This window comes from Sphingobacterium sp. G1-14 (genome assembly GCF_002196555.1).
GTDB classification, from domain to species: domain Bacteria; phylum Bacteroidota; class Bacteroidia; order Sphingobacteriales; family Sphingobacteriaceae; genus Sphingobacterium; species Sphingobacterium siyangense.
The window spans coordinates 5,843,462-5,870,232 of record NZ_CP021381.1 but is presented as its reverse complement, the minus strand read 5'-3'; the positions used below and the strand labels follow the sequence as shown (position 1 = coordinate 5,870,232).

24 protein-coding genes are annotated in these 26,771 nt (G+C 40.5%); 7 read left to right on the top strand and 17 right to left on the bottom strand.

What is annotated here, in order from left to right; genetic code table 11:
• Window positions 1–299: 299 nt before the first annotated feature.
• From CBM24_RS25205 to CBM24_RS25195, 3 genes are all read left to right on the top strand, one after another.
• The gene (locus CBM24_RS25205; RefSeq protein WP_075995000.1) at window positions 300–2,897 is read left to right on the top strand and encodes a TonB-dependent receptor; all 2,598 of its coding nucleotides are present in this window, start codon (window positions 300–302) and stop codon (window positions 2,895–2,897) included.
• Window positions 2,898–3,041: 144 nt separating this feature from the next.
• Complete coding sequence (locus tag CBM24_RS25200; RefSeq protein ID WP_075994424.1) at window positions 3,042–3,590, top strand: RNA polymerase sigma factor; 549 nt, start codon at window positions 3,042–3,044, stop codon at window positions 3,588–3,590.
• Window positions 3,580–4,287, top strand: coding sequence for a hypothetical protein (locus CBM24_RS25195; RefSeq protein WP_198385998.1), 708 nt, complete (start codon window positions 3,580–3,582; stop codon window positions 4,285–4,287). Before CBM24_RS25200 ends, CBM24_RS25195 begins: the two co-directional genes overlap by 11 nt.
• 77 nt (window positions 4,288–4,364) lie before the next feature.
• On the opposite strand, the gene CBM24_RS25190 is transcribed toward CBM24_RS25195, so the two are convergent.
• The gene (locus CBM24_RS25190; RefSeq protein WP_198385997.1) at window positions 4,365–6,893 is read right to left on the bottom strand and encodes a TonB-dependent receptor; all 2,529 of its coding nucleotides are present in this window, start codon (window positions 6,891–6,893) and stop codon (window positions 4,365–4,367) included.
• A 3-nt stretch (window positions 6,894–6,896) separates the two neighbouring features.
• Complete coding sequence (locus CBM24_RS27650) at window positions 6,897–7,538, bottom strand: carboxypeptidase-like regulatory domain-containing protein (protein WP_198385996.1); 642 nt, start codon at window positions 7,536–7,538, stop codon at window positions 6,897–6,899.
• 312 nt (window positions 7,539–7,850) lie between these two features.
• Between CBM24_RS27650 and CBM24_RS25185 the strand changes: the two genes are divergently transcribed.
• A complete protein-coding gene (locus tag CBM24_RS25185; RefSeq protein WP_088163163.1) occupies window positions 7,851–9,047 on the top strand; it encodes an ATP-binding protein in 1,197 nt (398 codons plus the stop codon).
• Window positions 9,048–9,137: 90 nt separating this feature from the next.
• Here the strand turns inward: CBM24_RS25185 and CBM24_RS25180 are convergent, their stop codons facing one another.
• From CBM24_RS25180 to CBM24_RS25150, 7 genes are all read right to left on the bottom strand, one after another.
• Window positions 9,138–9,701, bottom strand: coding sequence for a nitroreductase (locus CBM24_RS25180; RefSeq protein ID WP_227550060.1), 564 nt, complete (start codon window positions 9,699–9,701; stop codon window positions 9,138–9,140).
• Window positions 9,702–9,718: 17 nt separating this feature from the next.
• The gene (gene pepT, locus CBM24_RS25175; protein WP_088163161.1) at window positions 9,719–10,981 is read right to left on the bottom strand and encodes a peptidase T; all 1,263 of its coding nucleotides are present in this window, start codon (window positions 10,979–10,981) and stop codon (window positions 9,719–9,721) included.
• Between the two features lie 346 nt (window positions 10,982–11,327).
• Window positions 11,328–12,146 carry a DUF4197 domain-containing protein gene (locus CBM24_RS25170; protein ID WP_232475630.1) on the bottom strand — a complete coding sequence of 273 codons (819 nt, stop codon included), beginning with the start codon at window positions 12,144–12,146 and terminating at the stop codon, window positions 11,328–11,330.
• Between the two features lie 229 nt (window positions 12,147–12,375).
• On the bottom strand, window positions 12,376–13,212 hold the full coding sequence (locus CBM24_RS25165; protein ID WP_088163160.1) for an endonuclease/exonuclease/phosphatase family protein: 837 nt from the start codon (window positions 13,210–13,212) through the stop codon (window positions 12,376–12,378).
• Window positions 13,213–13,314: 102 nt separating this feature from the next.
• Window positions 13,315–14,082, bottom strand: a complete 768-nt coding sequence (locus CBM24_RS25160) for a glycerophosphodiester phosphodiesterase (protein WP_088163159.1) — start codon at window positions 14,080–14,082, stop codon at window positions 13,315–13,317.
• A 264-nt stretch (window positions 14,083–14,346) separates the two neighbouring features.
• Entirely contained in the window at window positions 14,347–14,994 is a 648-nt protein-coding gene (locus CBM24_RS25155) for an HD domain-containing protein (protein ID WP_088163158.1), read from the bottom strand.
• Window positions 14,987–16,165 carry a class I SAM-dependent RNA methyltransferase gene (locus CBM24_RS25150; protein ID WP_075994999.1) on the bottom strand — a complete coding sequence of 393 codons (1,179 nt, stop codon included), beginning with the start codon at window positions 16,163–16,165 and terminating at the stop codon, window positions 14,987–14,989. Before CBM24_RS25150 ends, CBM24_RS25155 begins: the two co-directional genes overlap by 8 nt.
• Before the next feature lie 77 nt (window positions 16,166–16,242).
• Between CBM24_RS25150 and CBM24_RS25145 the strand changes: the two genes are divergently transcribed.
• Window positions 16,243–16,617, top strand: coding sequence for a DUF3127 domain-containing protein (locus CBM24_RS25145; protein ID WP_075994416.1), 375 nt, complete (start codon window positions 16,243–16,245; stop codon window positions 16,615–16,617).
• A gap of 196 nt (window positions 16,618–16,813) precedes the next feature.
• Window positions 16,814–17,278 carry a copper resistance protein NlpE gene (locus tag CBM24_RS25140; protein WP_075994998.1) on the top strand — a complete coding sequence of 155 codons (465 nt, stop codon included), beginning with the start codon at window positions 16,814–16,816 and terminating at the stop codon, window positions 17,276–17,278.
• 21 nt (window positions 17,279–17,299) lie between these two features.
• Here CBM24_RS25140 and CBM24_RS25135 read toward each other — a convergent pair whose 3' ends face one another.
• The 5 genes from CBM24_RS25135 to CBM24_RS25115 all read right to left on the bottom strand — a co-directional run bounded on the left by CBM24_RS25135 (window position 17,300) and on the right by CBM24_RS25115 (window position 22,169).
• Complete coding sequence (locus CBM24_RS25135) at window positions 17,300–18,301, bottom strand: acyltransferase (RefSeq protein ID WP_088163157.1); 1,002 nt, start codon at window positions 18,299–18,301, stop codon at window positions 17,300–17,302.
• A gap of 15 nt (window positions 18,302–18,316) precedes the next feature.
• Window positions 18,317–19,471, bottom strand: coding sequence for an MFS transporter (locus CBM24_RS25130; RefSeq protein WP_088163156.1), 1,155 nt, complete (start codon window positions 19,469–19,471; stop codon window positions 18,317–18,319).
• Window positions 19,472–19,534: 63 nt separating this feature from the next.
• Window positions 19,535–20,023, bottom strand: coding sequence for a fumarate hydratase (locus CBM24_RS25125; RefSeq protein WP_232475629.1), 489 nt, complete (start codon window positions 20,021–20,023; stop codon window positions 19,535–19,537).
• A 48-nt stretch (window positions 20,024–20,071) separates the two neighbouring features.
• Window positions 20,072–21,469, bottom strand: coding sequence for a class II fumarate hydratase (fumC, locus tag CBM24_RS25120; RefSeq protein WP_088163154.1), 1,398 nt, complete (start codon window positions 21,467–21,469; stop codon window positions 20,072–20,074).
• 130 nt (window positions 21,470–21,599) lie between these two features.
• Complete coding sequence (locus tag CBM24_RS25115; RefSeq protein ID WP_075994411.1) at window positions 21,600–22,169, bottom strand: hypothetical protein; 570 nt, start codon at window positions 22,167–22,169, stop codon at window positions 21,600–21,602.
• A gap of 311 nt (window positions 22,170–22,480) precedes the next feature.
• Between CBM24_RS25115 and CBM24_RS25110 the strand changes: the two genes are divergently transcribed.
• Window positions 22,481–24,091: a S41 family peptidase gene (locus CBM24_RS25110; RefSeq protein WP_088163153.1), complete on the top strand. Its 1,611-nt coding sequence runs from the start codon at window positions 22,481–22,483 to the stop codon at window positions 24,089–24,091.
• Here CBM24_RS25110 and CBM24_RS25105 read toward each other — a convergent pair.
• Genes CBM24_RS25105 through CBM24_RS25095 form a run of 3 tightly spaced genes read right to left on the bottom strand, consistent with a single transcriptional unit; the run spans window position 24,081 to window position 26,765 of the window.
• Window positions 24,081–25,244, bottom strand: coding sequence for an endonuclease/exonuclease/phosphatase family protein (locus CBM24_RS25105; protein WP_232475628.1), 1,164 nt, complete (start codon window positions 25,242–25,244; stop codon window positions 24,081–24,083). The two genes, CBM24_RS25110 and CBM24_RS25105, sit on opposite strands and share 11 nt — an antisense overlap.
• A complete protein-coding gene (locus CBM24_RS25100) occupies window positions 25,189–26,067 on the bottom strand; it encodes a rhomboid family intramembrane serine protease (RefSeq protein WP_088163151.1) in 879 nt (292 codons plus the stop codon). Before CBM24_RS25100 ends, CBM24_RS25105 begins: the two co-directional genes overlap by 56 nt.
• A gap of 11 nt (window positions 26,068–26,078) precedes the next feature.
• Window positions 26,079–26,765, bottom strand: coding sequence for a rhomboid family intramembrane serine protease (locus tag CBM24_RS25095; protein WP_088163150.1), 687 nt, complete (start codon window positions 26,763–26,765; stop codon window positions 26,079–26,081).
• Window positions 26,766–26,771: the final 6 nt, after the last annotated feature.

Genomic DNA, 26,771 nt, shown 5'->3' with positions numbered 1-26,771 from the left:
GCCTGATAAGTGCATATACGGATTCGTTTATGCAGCAGGAAATAAAAGAAAATAACAAGATAAAAAGAATGAAACAAAATTACTCTCCAAAAACAAATTTATTGGTTGCTTCGGTAGAAGGATCTGTTGTTACCCTAAAAAGTGACAAGAAACGAATGTGTTGTTAAAATTTCTCTCTTACACTCTCTTATATTAGAAAAGGGAAGCCGAGGCTTCCCTTTTACAAAGTTTTAACAATGAAGCAAGTATCGATTGGCGTTGGCACTTGTTTTAGATTCACCATTAAACTGAATAAATTTATGAAAAAAAATGCTATTTTTCGAATTAGCGTCATTTTTAGCTTGCTTTTAACAGGTTCTTACCATACCTACGCGCAAGTAGAAAACCCTAAACCTATTATAAATGCCTCGTTAACAGGTACCGTAATTGACGCCGTAACAAAAGAGCCCCTGCAAGGCGTAACGGTTCAGTTGGAGGCCGTTACACACCAGGTGAAAACCGACAGTAAAGGCGTTTTCCAGTTTGTAACTGGACAAAAATTGCCATTTTCATTGATCGTATCCATTGTTGGTTATCAAACTCGTCATATCGTGGTGGACCATTCTCCAGCAGTGATTGAGCTTACCCCACGATTGGAAGCATTGGATCAAGTAGTGGTCACCGCACGCCGTCGTAAGGAGCAGTTACAGGATGTTCCGATTCCCGTATCGATTATTCGTGGCGCTGCATTGGAGGATGCAGGGGCATTTAATGTCAATCGACTGAAAGAGCTTGTACCTACAGTTCAGTTATATGCATCGAATGCACGTAATACGACGCTTAATATCCGGGGACTGGGCTCAACTTATGGCCTCACCAATGATGGTATCGATCCTGGTGTAGGATTTTATCTTGATGGTGTATATATCGCCCGCCCTGCCGCGACTTGGCTGGACTTTATTGATATCGACCAGATAGAGGTGCTACGTGGACCTCAAGGTACACTCTTTGGAAAGAATACAACAGCAGGTGCATTTAATATAACCTCACGTTTACCACAATTCACACCAGAGGCCAATGTGGAAGTCAGCTACGGAAACCAAGGTTTTATTCAGGCGAAGACTTCAATCTCGGGGCCATTGGCCAAAAACCTGGCTGCGAGAGCTTCTTTCTCTGGCACACAGCGGGATGGAAACTTGTTTAATGTACATACCAATAGGAAGATCAATGATATCAACAACCTGGGCTTTAGAGGGCAATTGCTGTTTACCCCAACCGAGAATATCAAACTGGTGCTTTCGGGTGATGTGTCATCACAAAAACCCGATGGTTACGGCTGGGCGGTTGCCGGAGTTGTAAAAACACAGCGTGCAGACTACAGACAATTTGATGCAATTATTAAAGATCTGGGCTACGAGTTGCCTTATAAAAGTGCCTTCGAGCGTAAGATAGATTTGGATACGCAATCTAAAGCTGATAATAAATTGGGTGGGGTCGCATTGAATGCCGATATCAAGATTGGAGAAGGGACACTGACCTCAACCTCTGCGTGGCGGACATGGACATGGGTCCCGCTCAATGACCGCGATTATTTAGGACTTCCGGTATACACCGTTTCAGCAGGTAATTCCGTCCATAACCAGTGGTCACAGGAGTTCAGATACTCTGGAAAAATCAGTGAAAAGGTTAGCGGGGTTGTCGGTTTATTTGGCCTTTGGCAGGATCTGGGCACAGATCCCGTACATACCGAAGAAACAGGATCTGCCTTTTGGCGTTTTCAAAAAAGCTCTACCAGTGCTTTGTGGCAGACACCGGGATTATTTGACAATTTTGGAATCAAGACCGTTTACGGGATTAAAAGCACAAGCTTGGCAGCCTATACACAGATTGATTGGGCTGTGACGCCAAAATTACATATCCTCCCAGGGCTGCGCTACAATTACGATAAAAAGGTGGCCAACTACGATAGGCAGACCTATGGTGGTTTGCAGACCTCAGATCCCGCCCTGCTTGCCTTAAAGAACGGTGTATATACCAATCAGACTTTTGATGTCAATGCGGATGCAGACAATTTCTCTGGTCAACTCTCCGCAAGATATCGCTTCAATCCAAAGATAAATGCTTACGCAACGTATTCCATCAGCTATAAACCTGTCGGTATCAACGTCGGCGGATTGCCGACAGCCAATGGAGCAGTGTTGCTGGATCTCGCCGAAGTAAAACCTGAGGCTGTCCGTCATAAGGAAATTGGTGTGAAGACGAATCCAACACGCAATTCACTGCTCAATCTGACCGTCTACCAAACGGATATCAAAGACTACCAGACCCAAGTGCAGACTCCTGAACCAGGGGTGAACCGTGGTTATCTGGCCAATGCCGAGAAGGTGCGTGTAAAGGGTGTTGAATTGGATGGAAACATCAACATCGGACATTTTCTCCGATTGAATGGAGCACTGGCCTATACAGATGCCAAGTATGTCAAATTTACCAATGCACCTGTCCCTTTAGAAGAGGTTGGCGGAGCTCAGGCTTTTAAAGATATTTCTGGTGGCGTCCTTCCTGGTGTTTCCAAATGGTCCTGGTCGCTGGGTGGCGAAGCGAATAAAAGCGGTAAGCTGATCGGGCTTAATGGATCTTACTTTTTAGGTGCAGACCTATTTCACCGTTCTAAATTTTCGTCCAGTTCTTCACCATCCCAATACCTAAATATTGATGCCTATTCGGTCTTGAACGCCAGGCTAGGATTCAGGGGATCGAATGGTATTTCGGTGTTTGTGTGGAGTAGAAATCTAACAAATAAAGATTACTACGAGCAGTTGCTGGCGGCACCTGGAAGTTATGGGCAATACGCAGGTGTAGTTGCAGATCCGAGGACTTACGGCGTTACACTGCGATACAATTGGAAACAAGGGAATTAAATCCGTAATTCATAGTATATTCTTATCGACCGTCTCCATTTTATCATGGGGACGGTTTTTGTTTTTTCGGTAATTTTGAATAGCTCCTTTTTTTATATATGGAAATTTGTATATTAAATCATCATTAAGGTGAATGATTTGCGCATGAACGAAAAAGAGCTTTTACAACACTATAAAACAAGCGGTGACTTGTCTACACTGGGGAAACTATATTCGCCCTATATGTCTTTGCTTTATGGTGTGTGCTTTAAATACTTACAGGATCCCGATCGTAGTCAGGATGCTGTGATGCAGATATTTGAAGAACTGATACCGAAGCTTCGTCAATATGAAGTCGATAATTTTAAGAGCTGGTTACACGTTTACAGTAAAAATTATTGCCTTATGCAATTACGTAAGGATAAGCGGACGACGCAGGTTGATATTGAAAACAATTTGTTTGAAAGCGAACAAAAGCTAAATGATACCAGTGAAGCGAAGTGGGAAGAAAAGGATTTCGAGAAACTGGAAGGCTGTATGCAAACTTTAAACCGCGAACAAGAGGAATGTGTACGTTTGTTCTATCTCGAGCAAAAATGTTATAAAGATATTGCAGATTTGACTGGATATGATTTGAATAAGGTCAAAAGTGCTATTCAAAATGGAAAGCGCAATCTGAAAATCTGTATGGAAAGGAAAGAAAATGGAAAATAATTATCAATTATCAAGGATCCATAATTACATCCATGGTTTGATGAGTAAAGAGGAGATGTTTCAGTTGGAACGTGAAGCGTTGGAAGATCCCTTTTTACAAGATGCCATCGATGGTTACCGATTGCAAAATGGTGTGGATGCCCGGCAATTGAGCCTATTGCAACAACGCCTGAATCGTAGGGTGGAAGATACTGTTGCAACAAGACACGCCCAGTATTTCACATGGCAGCGTTTGGCCATAGGTGCTACCGCGGGTGTACTTTTTGTGACTTTATTGGCCCTGTTATATTTTAAACATTTTAGCGGTAAAGCTGAGCGCACAACGGATGTAGAATTAAGTGAACCTGAAAATAGGGTATCTGTTCAACCTTTGCTGGATGGGGGGGATGCAACACCCCGTGAAGGATGGAAAATTTTTGAACAGTACCTCAACCAGAAGTCCGTAGCGCCTGCAGGAGGTGGCGAAATTATTGTCAATTTTACAGTCGACAAAAATGGAGTGCCCACTAATATTAGTACCGAAGGGCAACCCGATCAATCACTCTATAATGAAACGGTTCGCCTTCTCCAGAATGGACCAAAATGGCAGGGAACAAAAGGACGTTTAAAGATTGTTTTCCCCGCGAAAGCGGAAAATAATCCGGCACAAGCAGCTGTCATTAAACCTCCGCATTGTTTTGGAATTGAGAAGAAATAGAAGTGATCTGATAAAAGCAGCGAGCCATTTCTTTCATAGGAAATGGCTCGCTGCTCTTTTTATAGGGTCTGAATTACTTAAAATGCATATCTCAGGCCCAGTTGTACTTGATAAGGATTACCATTTAAGTTAGATACGCCAACGCCTGAACTCATATTATAAACATATTGTTGATTCGCTGCATCAAAGCTTTTGATGGCATATAGATTTTGTTTACCCAGATTGTGTCCTACGCCCCAAGTTTTTTTCAAAAGGTTGGCTACATTGAAAATGTCTATCGAAGCTTCGATGCCATGTTTCTTGTAAACTTTTAGATTTTTGGCCAAGTGCAAGTCAAATACGCCATAAAAACCGTTGATGCCTCCGTTACGTTCGGCTATGCGGTCGAGGTTTCCATTGATGTATTTTTTGATGCTTTGCTCTGCATTTGGATCGTCTAAAATAGCTTGAATGCCGGTTTTGATGTAATCGGGGGTGTTTTTGTTATTTGGATCGTATACGAAGGCAAGATCGTTGGAATTTACAAAATCACCGTTGACATTCCCATTGACCGCTAAAGAATAGCGTGTTCCTGCAATTCCGCTGAAACGTAAACCCATCGAAACACCCCATAATGATGGCATGGTACCATAAAAGACGACTTTATGGCGGAATTGATTGTCCGAATATGTCATCGTACTCAAGTCGCGTGGATCATCTTTGACCATCAGGGAAAGGGTGGCGGAGTTGGCAACATTACCGTTATAGGAGGTATTATCTTTTGTATCGTTCCAAGTGTAAGACATGGTGATCTGACCGTCCTTATAATAACGATAAGTTCCGTCCAGTACAACGGTGTAAGAATTATTTTTCCCTTCACTGTTCATTTCTAATACACGGCCTATTTGTTTGGTTTTACGGCTATTGGTCCAGTTGGCGGCACCATTTGTCGTGTTGATGCTCGATGCAGGAACATACACCCCACGGTTACCTTCGGCAGTAAGTCTAAAGTAAGGGTCCTCCACCATATTGCGATCTACATACATATAATTGTTGCGTCCCCAAGTTCCGTAAGCACTTAATCCGATACGTAATGAAGGTGTGAAAAAGTGATTGATGGAGATATTGGCTTTATATACCGTCGGCACTTTCACATCCTTACTATTGGTATTGATGGTGACAAGTTTTTCAATCTTTGGATTGTCCAACAATTCACGTCCCGGAGCTGTATCGGGATCCTTGCGATATCCTGCAAAATTTGGCTTGGGAATTAAGGTCGGGTCAGTAATATCTACACCGGCAATGCGTGAACCATCAAACAACATATTGTTTAACATAGAATAGGGGTTGAGGGCCGAACCGAATATACCAGCGCCAAAACGGATGATATTTTTCTTTTCTTCATTGATATCCCAGTTGAACTGCACACGGGGCTGTATCTGAAAGGTATTGATCCCATTATCGGTCGAGAGACCCAGTTCGTCATAGACCGTTTGGTTGAATGTTGCCTTCTTTAGGTATTTCGTGTTGTCTAGACGTAGGCCGCCGACAACATCAAGACCTCTTGCGATTTTAGCTTCCATTTGTCCATAAAGGCCTACAGCCAGATTGTTGACCAGGGTGTTTTCTTTGTCGGTCATATATACATCACGGGCATAGCGATAAGGAGTCAGGTTGTCGAAATTTTGCAGACCGGTAAAATAAAAGCGACCATTCATTTCGCTGCCGTAGCGGAAGTCCATGTTGGTATACATGACATCTGCACCGAAGGTATATTTGATTTTATCTGTATTATAATATAGGTTGTTGACCAATTGTAACATATTTCCGTTGAACCATTCTGGCGCGTAACGCTGACCACCAAGCTGTATTGAATTGGTATATTTATTTGTACCGTCTACAGATTGAACGGATTCGACGATCGCACGCGGAATACTGTGTGATTGATCAAATCCAGCAACATTATGCTGTGCTTCTGAGCGTTCATAGAAATGTTGTACCTTCAAATCGTTGGTCAGTTTGGAGTTGATAGACGTACGCAAGGAGGCCATTAGGCTATTGTTTATGTATCTTCTGTTGGTATAAGATTCAAAAACATTGATCCCTGTATTGTCCCCTTCCTGTTGATTGTCCATATCGTAGACAAAGTTGTTACGAATTGTCAATAGGTTTTTATCGTTCAACTGCCAGTCAATGCGGGCAAAGGCAGCATCGGTCTTTTTCTTTTTGTCGAAAGAGCCAAACAGACGATCGGCGCTAGCGCCATATTTGCCCACAGCAATGCGGGTAAACTCATCTAAAGTAGCCTGCGTTACTTTGTAACGTGCAATATCCTCGGTTGTTTGAATATCAGCGATCTGAAGTGGGCGGGTATCCATTTGACGGTCCCAGGTTACAAAGAAATGGGCTTTGTCCTTGATGATTGGCCCACCAAGTGAAAATCCATATTGATAGGTGGAGAATTTTTGTTTACGTGCCGTTCCATTCAGGTTGTACTTGCTCGAAAGCCAGCCCGCACGAGCAAAAGTGAACGCACTTCCCGTTAAGGTGTTGGTGCCTGATTTGGTTACTGTGGTAATACTTCCGCCACCGCTGCGGCCGAACGTGACATCGTAGTCATTGGTCACTACCTAGAATTCCCGAATCGCTTCCATGGAGATTGAATAGGCGCCACCGCTGTTCCCGCCAGCGACGGTACTCCGTGAATTCATGCCGTCTACCGTAAAATTGGTCGAAGATGCTCGTTGTCCGGCTAGATTTGTTCCACTGCTAACAGGTGATAAATCAATTAGCGAGGAGAAATTACGTCCATTTACAGGCATTTTTTTGAGATCATTGGCCGTAATAGCTGTGGATGCACCCAATGTCTTGATCTTGTTTTTTAGATCAGCTGCAGTTCCCTGAACGATGACTTCATCCAATTTATTTTCGGCTGATGATAAGGTAAAATCTACATTGAGTTCGTCACCATAGCTTAATTTATAGTCGGTCTTTTTTTGTTCGGCATAGCCAACATGGTTTACTGATATGCTGTACGGTGACCCTAAAGGTAATTGTGGAAAGGTATAGATACCATTTTGATTCGTCAGTGTTGTTTGTTTAAACCCGGTAGATTCATTTTTTACCGATACAGACGTTCCTTTTACGGGGCCATTGTTGTCCATGATACGACCTGTAATGGTTGCTTCCGTACCCTGAGCCCAGCTGTTGGTTGGAATTTGAAAAAATGTAATGATGGTCAATGAGATTAACCAAATGATCTGTCTTTGCATAATAATTTCACTTTTTAGTTGATTAGTGTCTGTCACAAGTATGTTGCGAAATTATCCCTGCAAGATTGTTAAATGGTTAAGGGCTCATTATTAAATATTTAATAAAAATGGATTTAGGTTGCCTATTGCGTATAATTAATTAACCTATACACAGAGCGGGCGGCTCGGAAGAAACCGAGCGGTTTGCTATTAAAATATCTTTAAATAGATAAATATTTGTTTCTTTTGTTCAGTGCAGTGAACGATTTTTTATATTTTTGTTTTTTATAATAAACAAAATAGGCATTTTTCAAACAAAATAAACATTATCACATGGAAGAACTAGTTCAACAATTTAAACGACGCATAAGGTTTGTGGATATGAATTTTGTGCGAAATATAATGTATGAAATTAATTGGTCCGCTCGCTTAATTGGAATTAAAGGAGCAAGGGGAATTGGTAAGACGACCTTATTGCTTCAATACATTAAGCTAAATTTGTTCGACAGGTTGGACGAAGTGCTTTATGTCAGTTTGGATGCAGTGTGGTTCAATAATAAGTCTTTGCTGGATTTAGTATATGAATTCGATCAAAAAGGAGGAAAGTATCTGTTTTTGGATGAAGTACATAAATATGAAGGCTGGGCCCAAATATTAAAAAATATTTATGACGACTACCCTGAGATGAAGATCATCTTTACTGGCTCCTCCCTTTTAGAAATTCTGAATGCCCGTGCTGATTTAAGTCGTAGGGCAGTAGTTTACAAAATGCAGGGATTTTCCTTTCGTGAATTTCTTTCATTGGAAACAAAAACTACTTTCCCAATATTTAGCCTGGATCAAATTTTAGAAGAGCATAGCAAAGTGGACTATAAAATCAATGCCATAGTTAAACCTTTTCAGCATTTTGAGAAATATTTGAAATATGGTTATTATCCTTATTACCGAGAACAGCTTGATTTATATGAGATGCGAGTAATGGAGGTCATTAATATGATTCTGGAAATTGAATTGCCGCTCTTACGAAATGTAGATATCGCTTATGTTACTAAGATTAAGCAATTGCTTGTTATCATTGCTGAATCTGTCCCTTTTGTGCCTAACATCAGTAAGCTCAGTGAAAAGATTGGTATTAGCCGGACAACTCTGTTGTCTTATCTCTACTATTTGGATGAAATTAGTTTAACGCATAATCTCTATAAGGTGGGTGAAGGTATAAGTCAGTTACAAAAACCATCTAAAATTTTTCTAGACAATACCAACCTTTCCTTCTTATTTGCACATGAAAATGTTAACCCTGGAAATCTAAGGGAAACATTTTTTGTTAACCAACTTGCATTTCAACATCAGGTGAACTATGCGGAGCAAGGAGATTTTATTGTTGATGAAAAGTACACCTTTGAGGTAGGAGGGAGAGACAAGTCCAATAAACAAATTAAAAGAATAAACAATGCCTACATTGCAGCAGATGACATTGAGTTTGGTCATCAAAATAAGGTCCCACTATGGTTGTTTGGCTTTTTATATTAATAGCATACTATTTGATGCAAATGGTAGCAAGAAAAAATCAGAAGCGGCCTGGAAGTGTGGCTAGACCGCTCTGTATTTCTATATAGAGATTTACTCTTCCCAACGAATTTTATCTGCAATGGGTGTACGGATAGGTTCACGCGCCTCAGATTGGTGGTGTCCTAAGTAGAATAGACCGATACATTTTTGATTTTCTTCGAGATTTAAGAAACCACCCAAGTGATTGATTAAACCTGGAGTCGCCCAGTATCCCCCGATATTTAGCGAGTGTGCAGCCAACCACATGTTTTCAACTGCAGCAGCTGTACAAGCCAATTCTTCCCATTCAGGAACTTCGCCCGTATAATTGACAACAATCGCAATGGCAACGTTTGACTGTGTTGCTTTTTTGCCCATTGTTATTTCTGTTGCTTCAGTATATTTCTCTGTAGGTGTTACCGATTTGTAGATACGTGATAATTCGGTGCCTAAACGTTCTAATCCTTCTTTGCGGAAGATCACAAAACGCCAAGGTTGTGTTCTTTTGTGTGTTGGAGCAGCATTGGCCGCTTCCAAGATACTCAAGATATCCTCTTTACTGACTTCTTCTTCAGTAAAGGAAGCTTGAAATACGGATCTTCTGTAGTGTATTGCTTTTAATACGTCGTTTTTCATTATAATTTATTTTTCCTTTATGCTTTTTCTTCCCATAAAGATACAACATGCAAAATTGTTTTGACGGCTTTTTCCATATCTTGTACAGCTACCCACTCTTGTTTTCCGTGGAAGGCATGCCCTCCAGCAAAAATATTTGGACAAGGTAAGCCCATAAACGAAAGGCGGGAGCCATCTGTTCCACCGCGGATACTTCTTCTTTCGGCCACCATTCCTGCACGGTTGATGGCTTCCATACCGATTTCCATAATTTCAGGATGCTGATCCAGCACTTCTTTCATATTACGGTATTGTTCTTTTACGACAAAAGTATAGGTGCAGTTTGGATATTGTTCCACAATCGATTTTGCGATGCCTTCCAGCTCATCTTCATGTTTCTTTAGATTGGCTGTAACGTGATCGCGTACGATAAATTGAATTTCAGCTTTTTCCACAGATCCACTGATATGAACAGGGTGTACAAAGCCGTCTTTTTTATTGGTACTTTCAGGTGAAAGTCGATCTTTTGGTAGTGCATCAATTACCGCACTGGCGATTTTGATGGCACTTTGCATTTTACCCTTAGCAAAGCCCGGATGTACGGACACACCATGAATAGTTAATGTAGCTCCATCCGCTGAAAATGTTTCATCCTCAATGGTTCCCGCTTTTTCGCCATCCATTGTATAAGCAAAATCTGCTGCTAAACGTTTCAAATCTGCTTTATCAACACCTCTGCCAATCTCCTCATCTGGTGTGAAAAGAATTTTGATATCACCATGTTTGATTTCAGGATGTTTCATTAATAAACGGGCAGCATCCATGATTTCGGCCACACCTGCTTTGTCATCTGCACCCAACAAAGTGGTGCCACTCGCTGTAATGATATCATGGCCAATTTGATTGGCTAGATCGGGATGTTCGGCGTATTTGATGATAATACTCTTGTCGTCAGGAAGCACAAGATCCTGGCCCTGATAATTAGGATGAACCAGTGGTTTAACATCTTTTCCAGAAGAGTCCGGAGATGTATCCATATGAGAACAGAAGCAGATAACAGGAACTTGCTTTGCAGTATTGGATGGAATAGTTGCATAGATATATCCATTTTCATCCATTGCTGCGTCTGAAATACCCAATGCTAGCAACTCCGCTACAAGTAACTTTCCAAGGTTCTTTTGCTTTTCCGTAGAAGGACATGTTGGTGAATTTGCATCAGATTGTGTGTCAATCTGTACATAGCGTTGAAATCTTTCGGATACCGAAAAATCACTTATGTTGTTGATCTCAAATGTGCTCATTTTCTAATAGCCTTAATGTGATAAGGGTGGTCAAACTTAGATAAATTGCTTTTTATTTGCAATTTAATTTGGTTGCATTTACAAACAATTTGCTCTTACTCCACAGGTTTAATTCTATTTGTTAACAAACTGACAATAACTGAAACTCACAGGAGTGGGCACAACCCCAATTCCCGCTGAAGGGAATTTATTGTTACCTATAATTTGTTACTACATACAATGTGCTGTAGCGCTTTTGAACAGTAAAGTTTTACCCATAGCTATGTGAGCAGAAATCTTGGATGATCTCACATTAAAAAAAAGACCTATCAAATCGTTGACAGGTCCTTTTTTATTGTATCGTTCTCTATTTCTTTTCGTCTGCGTAACCAAATACTTTCTGTAAAATATTGGTATTTCTACTGCCGCCTATGTTCTGTCTAATTTTTGACTCCTGGTCGGCAACTTTGATGAAAAGACCGTCTATTGCTTTCTGTGTAACGTAGGCATTAAGATTTGTCTCCACTTTATTGCCTAAAGGGAGGTTGTTATAAGCTGAGGTCAATTGTGTCCAATACTGGTCCACATTGTTAGTACCCATGGCAGATTTGATAACTGGACTAAATTTGTTCGTTAACTCTGTCGATGTATTTGTTTTAAAAAACGTTGTCGCGGCGTCTTCTTTGCTGCCTAAAAGAATATTGGTCGCATCTGTAATTGTCATCTTTGAAAGTGCATTGACAAATACGGGGGCAGCCTCTTTAACGGCTCCCTCAGCAGCTCTGTTCATGCTCTGTATAAACTGATCGCATAATTTTCCCATACCAACAGCACGAAGTGTTTTTTCTACTTTCTGTGCTTCGGCAGGCATCAAAATCTTTACTGCCGCATCACCCAAAAAACCATCCTTCTTGGCTAAAGATTCGATACTCAGATTTAAACCATTGCTTAAAGCCTGTTTGATCCCCAATGAAGCATCTTTGTTGGATAAAGACGTCAAGGTATTGGATTTGGATGCTGTTGCTTTAGTATTTGATGCTGTCGTCGTTTTAGTACTGTCGGTTTGGCCCTGACTTGCTTTTGTCAATGTTTCACTGATTTTCTTAAAAATCTGTGCTTCACTTGCATTGGAATAAAGTAGTCCTGAGACAAATAGTGTACAATATAATAGTGGAAATTTCATCATGTTATGTTTTGCTGTCAAAATTAAACATATCGACTGTTAATTTATGTGAAAGTTTAAAGCAATTGCTAGGAACCATAGCTATTGTCAAGAATCGTAGCAGATGCGCTACAGCGTGCTGAATCGCTATCCCCTGATGCGGTATAAATAAAAAGCTGTCCCACAAAATAAAACAGCAGATTCTAAGCGAACCTGCTGTGTGTGTTATAGGGTTGTTGTAATTAACATGATATTATTTCCAGGAGAGCGTCGTTGCTACTGGAAAGTGATCTGAGGGGAATTTATTCATATACGTGTCCGTCAGGATACCATATTTTTTAACCTGGAAAGGTTTGGTAATAAAAATATGATCAATGCGGCCTGTTGGTCTGATGCTTTTGCCCCAGCCATTGAAGGAAGAATTGGGTTCATATTTGAATGTTGCCAGTTCATGTACGTCAGTGACTACTTTGCTATTGGCTAATGTGAAATAAGCCTCATCTTTTTCATCCACATTGAAGTCGCCGGTTAAAATCAAAGGTAGGTCTTTGGCAAACTCTTTTGCTTTTTCTAGAATCAACTTGGCACTCTCGGTGCGTGCAGTACGGCCGATATGGTCAAAGTGCGTGTTCATGAAGATGAAGCGTTTTTTGTTGGCCTTGTCTTCAAAAATACCCCAGGTACAGATCCGCGGTAGCGCTGCATCCCAGCCTTTATTCGGGTGTTCGGTATCTGTTGCCGAAAGCCAGAAAGTTCCGCTCTTTATTGCTTTAAAGCGATTTGTATTGTAATAAATAGCTGAGTGTTCGCCCTCTTGTGCACCATCGTCGCGACCAACACCCACATAATCAAATCCAGGAAGGAGCTTTTTAAGATCTTGAACCTGATCAAAAAAACCTTCTTGGATACCAAAGATATCAAAGCCATGGTATTTAATCAGATTGGTTAGCGGAACTTTGCGGTCGTTCCACATGTTGTCAACATCGACGGTATTTCTTTGACGGATATTATAGCTTGCTGCAATAAATTCCTGTGCATAAGATAGATAGGATAGGCAGAGCGCTAAAGCGAGAATAATACTTTTTTTCATTTAGAATCTAGTTTTTAAAAAGGTACTGAAACGGTCATGCTCATGAAGTCGGCCTGATAAGTGGTCGACTGATTAGAATACATGACTATTTCAACGGTATTGTTATTTCTTTAATACACGGAGCAACAATTCAGGTTCGTCAGTTGTAATAAAATCAATTTTCTGATTAATTAGATTTGTCATTTCCTCTTCTGTGTTTACTGTCCACGCGTTCACTTTCATGCCAAGTTGATGTGCATCTTTCAGCCATGTCGCGTTCTTTTTGAAAACCGAAAAGTGATAATCCAAACCATTTATTCCTGCGGCCTTCACCTCAGCAGGAGTTTTATCGCCTGTGAGGTATTGAATATTGGCCTTAGGCGCCAGTTCGTGAATCTTCTGACAAGCCTCAAAGCTAAAGGAAATATAATCAGTGACTTTCTCTGCTTTCAAGTTTTTAACCATTTCCACCGTTTTTGTGGTCGCTTCAAGTGTACGCTCTACCCCTAGTTTATTGATTTTCAATTCAAGGATAAGACGTAAACCTTTCAATTTTTTACCAGCGTTAAGATATTCTTCCAAGGTGGGAATAGATTCACCGTTAGGATGCTTCTTTTCTAAGAGCTCCTTGTACGTTGCTGTGGCAATATCGATACCATAGAAATCATTATCGTGGTTGACCACAAGAATATTGTCTTTGGTCAAATGCACATCAAATTCGGATCCGAAGAGCTTAAGGTCGTGGGCTGCTGTTAAAGAAGCAATGGAATTTTGCGGAAGGTGGCTGTTTTTCCATACGCCACGATGTGCAATGGCCTTAGTTTGTGCAAATAATGCCGACGATGAGATCACCATGGCTAGTGTCAGACAGCTAAAAATATGTTTTTTCATGTGATAATTATGTATGAGTGTTTGTTTTCAACGGCATAATTTGCACGTTTCACTCGTTGATTTATTCCTATTCTATTTCTCTTTTTGGGCATTATATTACCGATTAAGATGTTTATGGTAAAAAATCGACCCCTAATGATAGGATCGTTTCTTACAAATCTGTTTAAAAGCTGATTTTACATAGGACAAAAAAAGTGGTACTTTTTATCTCGATGTACAAGATCTAAAGTACCACTTTTATATTTAGGAATTGTTAAGTGTAATTTATTTTTTACCGTTCCATTCGGCCATGAACTCATCTAGGAAGCTGAGCATATAATCATGGCGATGCGCTGCGATTCTTTTCGCGGCTTCTGTATTCATCTTATTCTTTAACAATAGTAGCTTTTCGTAGAAGTGATTGATTGTAGGAGCTTCCGAATGCTTGTACGCTTCCTTATCCTTATATTCCTGAACGGGAACATTGGGATTATACATCTCACGGCCTTTGTTTCCGCCAAAGCTAAACGCGCGGGCAATACCTATTGCGCCAATAGCATCTAGACGGTCAGCATCTTGCACGATCTCCATCTCTTTTGAATGGAATGAAACTTCACCTAAACTTGCTTTGAAAGACATGTTGAAGATGATTTTCTTGACATGGTCAATGATCTCAGGCGAAATTTCTAGACTTGCCAAAAACTCTCCGGCAACACGAGGGCCGATTGTTTCGTCGCCATCATGGAATTTACTGTCAGCGATGTCATGTAATAGCGCCGCCAATTCGCACACCATAACATCTGCTTCTTCATCTTCTAAAATTAACTTCGTATTGTTCCATACGCGTTGAATATGCGACCAATCGTGGCCTGCTTCTGCAAATTTCAACCGGTCTTGCACAAATGCTACTGTGCGCTCAATAATGTTATTCATACAATACTTTTGTTTTTTCGCGAGTACCCTCGTATAATTCGTATTCTAATAATCTACAATCTAATTTACCATTATAAAATTCTATACGTCGGGATGCGCGCAACCCGATTTTCTTTGCCAGATCTGGATTTCCAGTAAATATATAGCCTCTATAACCTTTGCATTCCTGTTTCATGAAATCTCCCATACGCTTATAGGTAATTTCTAGCTTGCTGTGTGTGCCCAAACGTTCACCATATTCAGGATTGAATAAAATGACCCCTCCTTCTTTAGGAACGTGTGTTTCGGCAAAATCGCATACTTCAAATGAAATTAATTGCTCTACACCAGCAGTTCTTGCGTTCATCTTGGAGACGTTGATAGCCTCTTCCGAAATATCACTTGCGATAATTTGCGGGGCCGCTTTTTTATTGATCTGATCTTTAAGTACGCGACGCTCCTGGAAGAAAACTGTTTCATCATAACCTATGAAATGCATAAATGAATAGTTCATGCGTAATAATCCAGGTTTTCTGTTTGTAGCAATCAGAGCTGCCTCAATAGCTAAGGTTCCGGATCCACACATCGGGTTCACAAAAGGAGAATTACCATCCCATTTGGATGCAATAATAGTTGAGGCTGCCAGGGCTTCTAACATTGGCGCTTTTCCAGGGATTTTCCGGTAGCCATGTTTCGCTAGTGTTTCACCTGAGGTATCGAGAAAAATTTCAGCACGGTCATCTTTCCAGTACAAGTGCACAACCGCTTTATTATTGTCCGGACCTGAATTAGGGCGCATACCCTTTTTTTCCTTGATACGGTCTACGATTGCATCTTTAACCTTGACGTTTGCAAATAATGGTGTGCTGATTGTCTCATTGTCCACATTGGAACTGACAGAGAAGTATCCGTCAAATTGAATGAGTTCTTCCCATGCGATTTGACTTAATTCGTCATAGAGCTCCGTCGGATTATTGGCCGTAAACTCTTTTAACGAATACAAAATCTGAGATGCTGTGCGCAGGTTCAGATTGAGCTTGATCGTATCGTTTATACTGACCTTTAATTCTACTCCTGTAGGAAATGCCCTGACAATGTCAAAACCTAACTCTTTAACTTCCTGTTGCAAATAAGGTGATAAGCGCTTATTGCACGTTATAATAACTTTATTGGGGGTGTTGAAAACTTCCATCATATTTTGTACAAAGTTAATTAAACTCTTCCTCAAAAATTGCTTAATTTTACGCTTTAATATTTATTTTTTTGATTATGGAAATTAGAGGAAAAGTACACGAGATAGGAGCGACACAACAAGTGACAGAATCATTCAAAAAACGCGATATGATTGTAGCTTATGCCGAAAACCCACAATTTGTTGAGTATATCCGTTTTGAATCAACACAAGACAGAACGTCAATTTTTGATAACCTAGCAATTGGTGAAGAGGTAGAAGTATCTTTTAATCTTCGTGGTCGTCCTTGGACTAATAAAGATGGCGTAACAACTTATTTCAATTCATTGGTTGCATGGCGTGTAACAAAATTGGGTAATGCTGCTCCAGCACCATCTTCTCCAGGTTACGCAGATATGCCTGCTCCTGTAGATTTGGCTGGTTCATCAGATGATGATGATCTACCATTCTAATCTGAATAGGATTTTATGCACTATCGCCCTTGCGGTAGCCAATAGATTATTTGAACTGTAAACAATCCGGTTATTTACAATAAAAAAGGCTTCTTCAAGAAGCCTTTTTTATTTCATAGCATCAGCATGGGCGCCTGATTTTTCTTGGCGCTGAAATTGCTTGCTATACGGTGTCGTACATCAAAAAACAATAGATATGAAATTATCCGTATTATTTCTTTGCTTAGCAGCCGTTTCGCTAAGTGCATGCAATCAAACTTCAAAAGAGAGTCCGCATGCTACAGCAGATTCTTCAGTACATGAGACTGCGGCAGTAGATACTGCCCATACATCGCAAAACTCACTGGATTGGGCTGGTACCTATGAAGCTACTATTCCCTGTGCAGATTGTGAAGGTATCAAAACCAATATCACCTTAAAGAATGATAATACCTTTGCCATCGTCAGTGAATATATTAATAAAAATACCAAGGTTGAAGATACTGGCAAAGTCATGTGGCATGACAACGGATCCGTTGTTCATCTCACAGGGAAGGAGACAAATATGAAATTGAAGGTCGGCGAAAATAAGCTGATTGGACTGGATCAGGAAGGCCATGCGATCGATGGTCCCAATGCACATCTCTATGTGTACAATAAGGTCGAAGGAGAGAAACTGTAAAACGAAGCTCCGATAACTGAATTAGCCGCTGACGTATTTACCGTAGGGAACTTTTCGGAGAAGATACGTCAGTAAGGCACTCGCCAACAGGGTGAGAACCGTTGCTGCCGGGATTTTCCACAAAGTGGATAATGGAAGCAAAGGATGAATATAATTCAGCAATAAAATATGGCATAAGTAAATGCCAAAGCTGTGAATGTCAATAAATTCCCAGAAAGCGTTGAGCTGTTCTGGGAGTTTAAGGCCTTGCACGAAGATGAATAAAAAGCCTGCACTCAATGCGATATTTGGCGAAAGATAGTTGTAAAGTGTCGGGTCAAATTCTCCACGAGAAACACTCAAATGCGATGTCCCCGAAGCCGTAATTAAACAACAGATCAGAAAAAACGTAAAACTTGATAATTTGACCATTTGGATTGGATAATTACGTAAATAATGCCCCAAGACAAGGTAACCCGCATACCCCGAGAAAAAGCTCAGGTCAAAATTAGGTAGGTAACTATTGAACCATTTATTCGTAAAAAATAACGCTGCAAACCACAATCCCAAAAAGATCTCAAGCTCCCTTTTACTGCAGTTTCCCACAATTTTGCGTATGAAAGGAACTGCGAGGTAGAGCCCAAGTATCATGTATAGATACCAAAGGTGCGCATTCGTTCCTGATTTTAAGCGAATTAACACGATGTTAATAACTTGTGGAAAACCAATATAGTCAAAATCAATGTACCGAATAAAATAATAGAGAAGATAGACGATCGTCCAAAAAAGAAAGGGCGGGACAATTTTTAACAGACGTTTCCGATAAAACTGTCCCGTACTTTCATCTTTCTGTAGCAGCAGAGCGCCTGAAATAATGACAAACAGGGGTACTGCAAAGCGCGAGAAGCTATTGATCCAATTGGCATAACTCCAGTCGAATGACTCAAATTCATTGCTGTTTAGGTAGCCCGAAGAGGAATGAATCAAGATAACGAGGAATATCGCAACAATACGTAGTACACTGATATAACTGGTTCGCGCCATTTGATTATGCTATTTTTATTGACTTTTACTGTCGTAGGCTTTCAAATACAGCAGCGTTAGGAGTGCGCCAATGCTCGCCATGCCCACGCCAACAAGCGAAGGTGTGTTATAAGCTAAACCCCAGGTTATTGGAATTCCACCTAAAAATGCACCTAAGGTATTGCCCAGGTTAAAGGCAGCCTGGCCACCTGCCGCAGCCAATGTTGCAGCTTCTTTTGAAGCGCGAATTAACATCAGTTGTGTCGGCGAACCAATGGTGAAGGATACCAGTCCAGTAATAAATGCCAAAGGATAAGCAGTCCAGCCCAATGGCGATATAAAGTAAACCATCACAAGGCATAGCGCCATGGCAGAAAAACTAGCGATCGCAGCTTTGGTTGGGGAGATTGTATCGGCCAATTTTCCGCCGATAAGATTCCCGAAAAACATACCAACACCGATCAGGACCATAATCAACGGTACGCGATCAGCAGCGATGCCCGACACATTGGTCACTAAAGGTGCGATGTAACTGATCCATGCAAAAAGTCCACCGGTACCGATGGCGATAATAGCCATTAATAGCCAGGCAATTTTTTTGTTGAAGAAGTTGAGCTGGCTAAAGATGTTATTCCCTTTGGAAGCTTCAATTTTTGGCATCCAAGCATAAATTGCTGCAAAAGTGATTAACCCCAATATACTGATGATACCATACGTCAAACGCCATGAATAATGATGGCCGAGGTAGGTTCCTAGCGGTACTCCAGCCAAATTGGCAATGGTCATTCCTGTAAACATGATAGATATAGCCTGGGCTTCTTTTCCCTTTGGTGCCAACCGAGCAGCAACAACAGATCCAACACCAAAAAATGCACCATGCGGAAACCCCGCCATAAAACGGGAGAGGCTGATCAAAAATTGACCTGGAGCAATACTAAATAGGCCGTTGAAAATAAAGAAGAGCAACATTAAAAAAAGTAATACCTTCTTTGGCGGATATTTTCCCGTAAATAGGACTAATGTTGGGGCACCTACAACAACACCCAGTGCGTATAGTGCAATCAGGTGCGCGGCAGTAGGGATCTCGATATGAAGATCTTTGGCAATATCAGGCAGGATACCCATCATCGTGAATTCGGTCATTCCGATGGCAAGTCCGCCAAATGCCAAAGCGATAATTCCTTTGTTCATTGTATTTTAAGGTTGAGGTTGTACGATAATGGTACGAAGATAATAAATAGATTGTACTAAAAATTATTGATACCTTTTTTGAGGGACACAAGTAACATTTTTAGTCTTTCTTAAGATGATCTGACGTTGATCTAATCTGCTTTCCAGTACCACCGAATCCGCAGCATGATAAACAACTTTAAAGCGGGGGATATACTGGCCGGAAAGATAGCAGCCTGAAATTTTCTGCTTGCCATTCTCTTTAGTATAAATACCATCGACAATGATGGAGTCTCCACGCAAAACATAAATACCCTTTGCATGTTCTGTCCAGGATCCATTTTTGTAACAGCTATCCGGAATTGTTTGTACCTTATTGTTGACGTGCATGGTCGCGTAAACAGAATCACAGGTAAACTTGAAATCGGTCAAGGTATATTGCATCATCTGCTGTTGTCCTGGAATACTGTCTTGGACCCATTCTCCCTGTAAAAAGGGTGCGCCTTCGTTCTGCATATCCGAATTGAATTTGCAGGCAGTAAAAAAGAAAAACATACCTATGGCAAGTGCCAATAGGTATGTTTTTGTTCGTATGTTTTTTATTGAAATAAAAGTCACAGCTTATTTTAAACTTCCAACCATATCTTCTGGTTTTACCCAGGCATCGAAATCTTCAGGAGTCACATAACCTAAGCGTACGGCTTCTTCTTTAAGCGTAGTACCATTTTTATGTGCTGTTTGTGCGATTTCTGCTGATTTGTAGTAACCAATTTTTGTGTTCAGTGCCGTTACTAACATCAATGAGTTGTCTACCAATTCTTTGATGCGTTTGTAGTTCGGTTCAATACCAGCTGCACAGTGCTCTTCAAATGAAACACAAGCATCACCCAATAGGCGAGCAGACTGTAAGAAGTTTGCGGCCATCAATGGTTTGAACACGTTTAGTTCATAGTGACCTTGCGTTCCACCAATTGTAATAGCCACATCATTACCCATCACTTGCGCCGCAACCATTGTCAATGCTTCACATTGCGTTGGATTAACTTTACCTGGCATAATCGATGATCCTGGTTCGTTCTCAGGGATCAAGATTTCACCGATACCTGAACGTGGGCCAGAAGCCAACATACGGATATCATTTGCAATTTTATTTAATGAAACAGCCAATTGCTTCAATGCACCGTGTGTTTCAACGATTGCGTCGTGAGCAGCCAATGCCTCAAATTTATTTTCAGCGGTTACGAAAGGTAGGCCGGTAAATTCAGCGATATATTTAGCAACGACAACGTCATAGCCGTTTGGTGTATTTAATCCTGTACCTACAGCAGTACCACCCAATGCAAGTTCTGACAAATGCGAAAGTGTATTTCTTAAAGCTTTCAGACCATGGTTCAATTGAGCAACATAACCTGAAATCTCTTGACCTAAAGTCAATGGGGTAGCATCCATTAAGTGTGTACGGCCAATTTTAACCACGCTTTTAAACTCCTCAGCTTTTTTCGCCAATGTGTCACGCAATTTTTCTACACCTGGAATGGTAACTTCAGCAACAGCTTTGTAAGCCGCAATATGCATTCCTGTAGGGAAAGTATCGTTAGATGATTGTGATTTGTTTACATCATCATTTGCTTTTAATACAGGTTCACCTTCACCAATTTTATGTCCAGCCAATACTTGTGCACGGTTTGCGACAACCTCGTTCACATTCATATTGGATTGTGTACCCGAGCCCGTTTGCCAAATAACCAATGGAAATTGATCATCCAATTTACCTGCCAAGATCTCATCACATACTGTAGCGATCGCATCACGTTTCTCTACAGGTAATACCCCCAACTCGTGGTTAGCATAAGCAGCTGCTTTTTTCAAATAAGCAAAGCCTGCGACGATTTCGTGTGGCATTGAAGCTGCCGGTCCGATTTTAAAGTTGTTGCGTGAACGCTCTGTTTGTGCACCCCAGTATTTGTCTGCAGGTACTTGAACTTCACCCATTGTGTCTTTTTCAATTCTGAATGACATAGTATGTAAGTATAAGTAAAACGTAAAAATTAAAAGCATATGTGCAAAGCACATTATACATCACTCACAAAGTTACAGGATAATACAGTAAAGAACAAGGATTAAAGCATAAAGACACAATAAGCAGGTTTTAAAAACCAAGACGTTTTGTCAAGGAATCATTCACATGATGGAAAACCTGTTTCGGTTTTAACGTCCGCCAGGGAATTACGTTCAATGTACCACCGAAATTAATGTAATAATCTATATTTTGCTGTTGGAATTCTTCAATAACATGCTCTCGGAAACCAATGCCCGCAATCCATCCGTCCTCGATATCCTGAAACCATTCCTCATAGTAAGAGTCGTCTGAAGCATGAAAATTCAGTACATTCTCTCCAATTAGAATAAAATACTTGATCCCTTGACTGATCAATACATCGATAATCTCTCGCTTGAGCAACATGATGTCATTGTAGATTGCATCATTCCATTCACCAATCAGTTCGATAATACAGTACTGTTTCTCATAGTCTACAAACAGTATTTTCAGATATAAGGTAAGCGAACCGAATTCATCCCATTGTGGGTGCAAAAGAAAATTATAGATCTGTTTGTCAAAATCGAATTCGCTGTAGACTGTACCATAAAATGGGGATTGTTCATCTTCAGCGGCAATGTAATAGTCCCGCCAATTGTAATAAGGTTCGATTTCGTGCATAAAGTGGAATCTTTTTCAATTCAAACTAAGATAAATTTACGCGAATTTGCAAGTTAAATTATAGGGATCATTGTCATCTGTTGAAATTAAATGTTTGGCACTCCTACGAACTGTTTGGTTATGATTTTTGATAAAGACTTTTAATCATGGACAGCTTTGTTTCCTGACCAAAACAATGACGTGAACTTTTTGTTTTTAATGTAAAAATATGGGTTCAAAAACTCGTTTAACCGAATAAACTTGCTATTTTTGATAAAGTAATTAATTGTTGAATAGTTTGTCTCATCTTCGGTAATTCATGAAGATTTCCCATGCAGAAAAGTATTAAACGAAATATTTTTGTAGCCGCTACATATGCTGCAGTATTGCTTCTCGGCTTGCTGTTGGGACAAAATTATGCCGAGGAACAGGGAAGTAACCAGAAAACAACCTTTTCAAGTTTGCGCTCCAATGGCAATTCTGATAAATTACAATATCTCATTCAATTAATTTCCGAGAATTACGTCGACAATGTCAGTATAGACACCGTGCAGGATGAAGCCATCGAGCATGTTGTTTCCCGCCTGGATCCCTTTTCCACCTTTTTGAAACCCAATCAAGTGCTTGCAAAGCAGGAAACTCTTGAGGGAACATTTGATGGTATCGGAGTAGAGTATTTTCGCCTGAAAGATACGCTACTTGTTGTTGGGATGGTTGCAGCAGGTCCCGCTGAAAAAGCAGGTATGCGTATTGGCGACCGCATTTTAAAGATCGGAAATAAGGATCTTGTCGGAAGAAAGGTTGCCGAATCCGAAATTGAAAAACTGATCCGCGGAAAGAAAGGAACAGCTGTATTGATCTCCATTCAACGCAATGGAGAGGTATTGGGCAATCCAATAAAAGTCATTCGTGATCAGGTAAATGTTTCGAGTTTAGATGCATCGTATATGATCGCTCCGAAAACAGCTTATGTGAAAATTCGAAGATTTGGACATAAGACAGCAGATGAATTCAGGCAGTCACTCATTGACTTACGAAAAAGCGGAGCTCAAGATCTTATTTTGGACCTACGTAATAATGGCGGCGGATTTGTACATACGGCAATTGACCTGGCAGGTCAATTTTTCAAAGAAAAGAGACTGTTGATGTATACCGAGGGTGCGAATGAACTGCGCCAGGATTTCTATTCTGAGAAGGCGGGCGATTTTGGTGATGGCCGGGTCATTGTGCTGATCAATGAAAGTACAGCATCAGCGAGCGAAATACTGAGCGGTGCTCTTCAGGATTTGGATCGGGCAACTATTGTCGGCCGCAGATCCTATGGCAAAGGTTTGGTGCAAGAGCAATTTGATTTTTCAGACGGTTCTGCAATCAATCTGACTGTGGCTCGCTACTATACACCGCTTGGAAGATGTATTCAGCGAAAATATGCACGGGCGAATTTTGATGCAGCAAAATACATGACAGGCTTCGATCTATGGACAATGGATACCGAATTCAGCCAAAAAGAAATGTTTACAACCAGCAAAGGAAAGCTTGTCTTCGGTGGTGGCGGTATTCTTCCGGATGTAACCATCCCGATTGACACCAATGAAACCAGTGCCAAGTATCGCGAGATATTTCATTCCAATGCGATCGAAGAGTTTGTTTATGATCGCTTTACGAAACATCTGCCGGCATATTCTATCGAGAATTTTATTAGTGGCTATCACTTGCCAGCAACAGAATTTGATTTATTCATTTCATATCTTAATAGTCAAAAGCGGATCGCGGTCACAGCCAAAGAAGCAAAAAACTTACATGATTTAATTCAATCCGATATCGAGGCCTTGGTAGGTCGATATTATTTTGGTCGTGAAGCGTATTACAAAATCAAAAACCGAAGAGATAAATTTATTGAAATAGGTCTTAAAACGTTGGGCTATCAAATGCCTAAGGTTTAAGTCTAAGATCAGACCATACAGGATAATGATCCGACAATTTCTGTTTGACAATCTGATAGTTCATCACCTGAAATTTCGGACTGGCAAAAATATAATCGATCTGGAATATCGGAAGGAGGGCATGATGGGTTACTCCCCAGCCATTACCTTTCTCCTTAAATGCATTGTACAGCCCGTCTCCAATTAGATTGACCGAGTAGCTCATTGGAGTATCATTGAAATCACCTACGGCAATATAAGGATATTGACATTCATTCATGTGTTTCTTTAACGAATGCGCCTGTTCGCTACGAAGCTCGAAGGCATTCTTAAGTTTGCGGCTCAATTTACGTGTCCTCGAATTATCCGATTCATTATTATTGGACAGATTTTGGATAAATTCCTTGTCTTCATTTTGAAGCGCAAAAGAACGGAGATGTATATTATAGATGCGAATCAGTGTATCCTGTTTTTTGATATCTACATAACTAATCCGGTTGATTCCGTAATCGTTGTCTCTGATGGTACCTGAATCATAGATTGGGAAGCGGGACAGGACAGCCATTCCATAAGCCTCGTAATCGTTTTTAGAGCTAGGTTCAAAGAAAAAATAATCATAGCCCAGTTTATCCTTGAATTCTTCGGAGAACACATGTTTTCCTTTGATCTTGCTAATATATTCCTGAAAGCAGATCACATCGGGAGATATGCTGTCAATAATTCGGACAACGTCGGCTTTAAAGTTTTTTTTCTCATCGTTTACTTTTTTGAACAAATGAGCATTGAAGGTCATGATGCGCAGGGTACGTGTCTCGGAGGATACAGGGGCATTCTCTTTGCGAATGTTCCAATGTTTAGTTAAAAAAGGCCATCCAATGAGGATTGTTACGAGTGAATAAAGTGCAATTTTTCGTTTGCGGAGTAGCCAGTAAAAGATAAATCCAATATTGATAAGGAGAATTGGAAGGTAGCCCAGGCCCATAAATGCAATGGGCCAAAAAGATTTAGGATTAATGAAGGTCGCCGAATAGCTCATAAGTAATGCAACGATCGCAAGCATATTTGCCAGGAACATTGTTTTACTTATAAAGCCCAGTTTTCTTCTTAAAAATGTCCTTTTATCCATCAACCTTGTCACCACTATTGCTTGCCCTAAAGAGCGTTTCTTTTTCATGGTTCGTTAGACTGTCGTAGCCAGAAACAGAAATTTTATCTAAGATAGCATCGATTTCGTCCTGATTGGGTAAGTCATAACGATGTTTCCGATTTGTCGGAATATTGTTACCTACAACGACTTTCATTTTTGCAGGCTTCTGTTGTTTTTTCTGAAAAATCGTAGACCAGTCCATTCCCGATTTTAGCGCATAAGTGAATCCCATTCCAAAAAGTATAACTGCAAAATACGAAATGGCAGCAGGTCGATTGGTCATCGTAAGGGTAAGGAATTCCAATCCAAAATAAATAATAGCCACTAATTTTAGCTTAACAGTACCAATAAGGAGAAAGCGTAATTCGTACTTGGGAACCAAAGTCACAATCGCGGCTAATACCGCTGCCAGGGGAAGAGAACCTCCCATAAGCTGTAAGTTACTTGGCATGGGAATAAGTGACCCAAAGCCCATATAGAGCACGCTGCCGAGCAGCCATGAGGCGATATAGACAAATAGAAATTGCCGTTTGTTTAAGAAGGTAAAGAAGATCTGACCGACCCAATAGAGCCAGAGACTATCAAAAAGTATGGTCCAGAGCTTGACGTAAACGAAATTCGATGTAACCAATGACCAGGGTTGTGCAATAAAGCTTGAGAAATTACTCGGTAAACTTAATAGACGCACCGTAGGCTCCAAAAAGCTTTGTGGTACAATTTTTAATTCGAAGAGCAGGTCTAAAAAATAAATGAGGACAAATAAACAGACCTGAATACTGATCACCAAAGGTACGGGCGATCCAGTTTTATAGGTTTGTCTCCAAAAATCTTTTAAACCGATGTTATTCATTGCGCACGATATTAATAAATTCCTTTTCTAATCTTCCACAGTTTAAGCAGTAGATAGCCAAATAGTGCACCACCGACATGAGCCAGGTGAGCCACAGAATCCCCTGGTCTAGACAAACTCATATAAATTTCGATGAGGATGAATCCACCGATCATATACTTTGCTTTGACTGGTACAGGAATAAACAAAAATTGAAGCGGTATGTTTGGAAAAAGGTAGGCAAATGCTAATAGAACACCATAAATGGCTCCTGAGGCCCCCAACATCGGAATGAGGTAGGTTAGTGCTTCATTATTTCCGGTATTGGCCATGGCAATAAGTTCGTTTCCGCTTATGCCGTGAAGTGGAGCGAAAGAACCTGTCGCATTATAGAGTTGTATACCATTTACAGCTGTATAAAGAAACCAGGCACCGATTCCCGAAACCAGGTAGAAATTTAAAAAACGTTTTGAACCAAGGACCTGCTCAATCATAGGACCGAACATGACCAGGGAAAACATATTGAAGAAGATATGGCTAATATTGTTCTTGTCGTGCATAAACATATGCGTGATCACCTGCCAAATTTTAAAATAAGGGGAGTCCGGATAATAGACCGCAAGATAATCATATGCTACAGGTACAAGTTGTGATCCAATATAAAATATGATATTGATGATCAATAAATTCTTGATAACAGGTGTCAGTTGTGGAAACATATATTT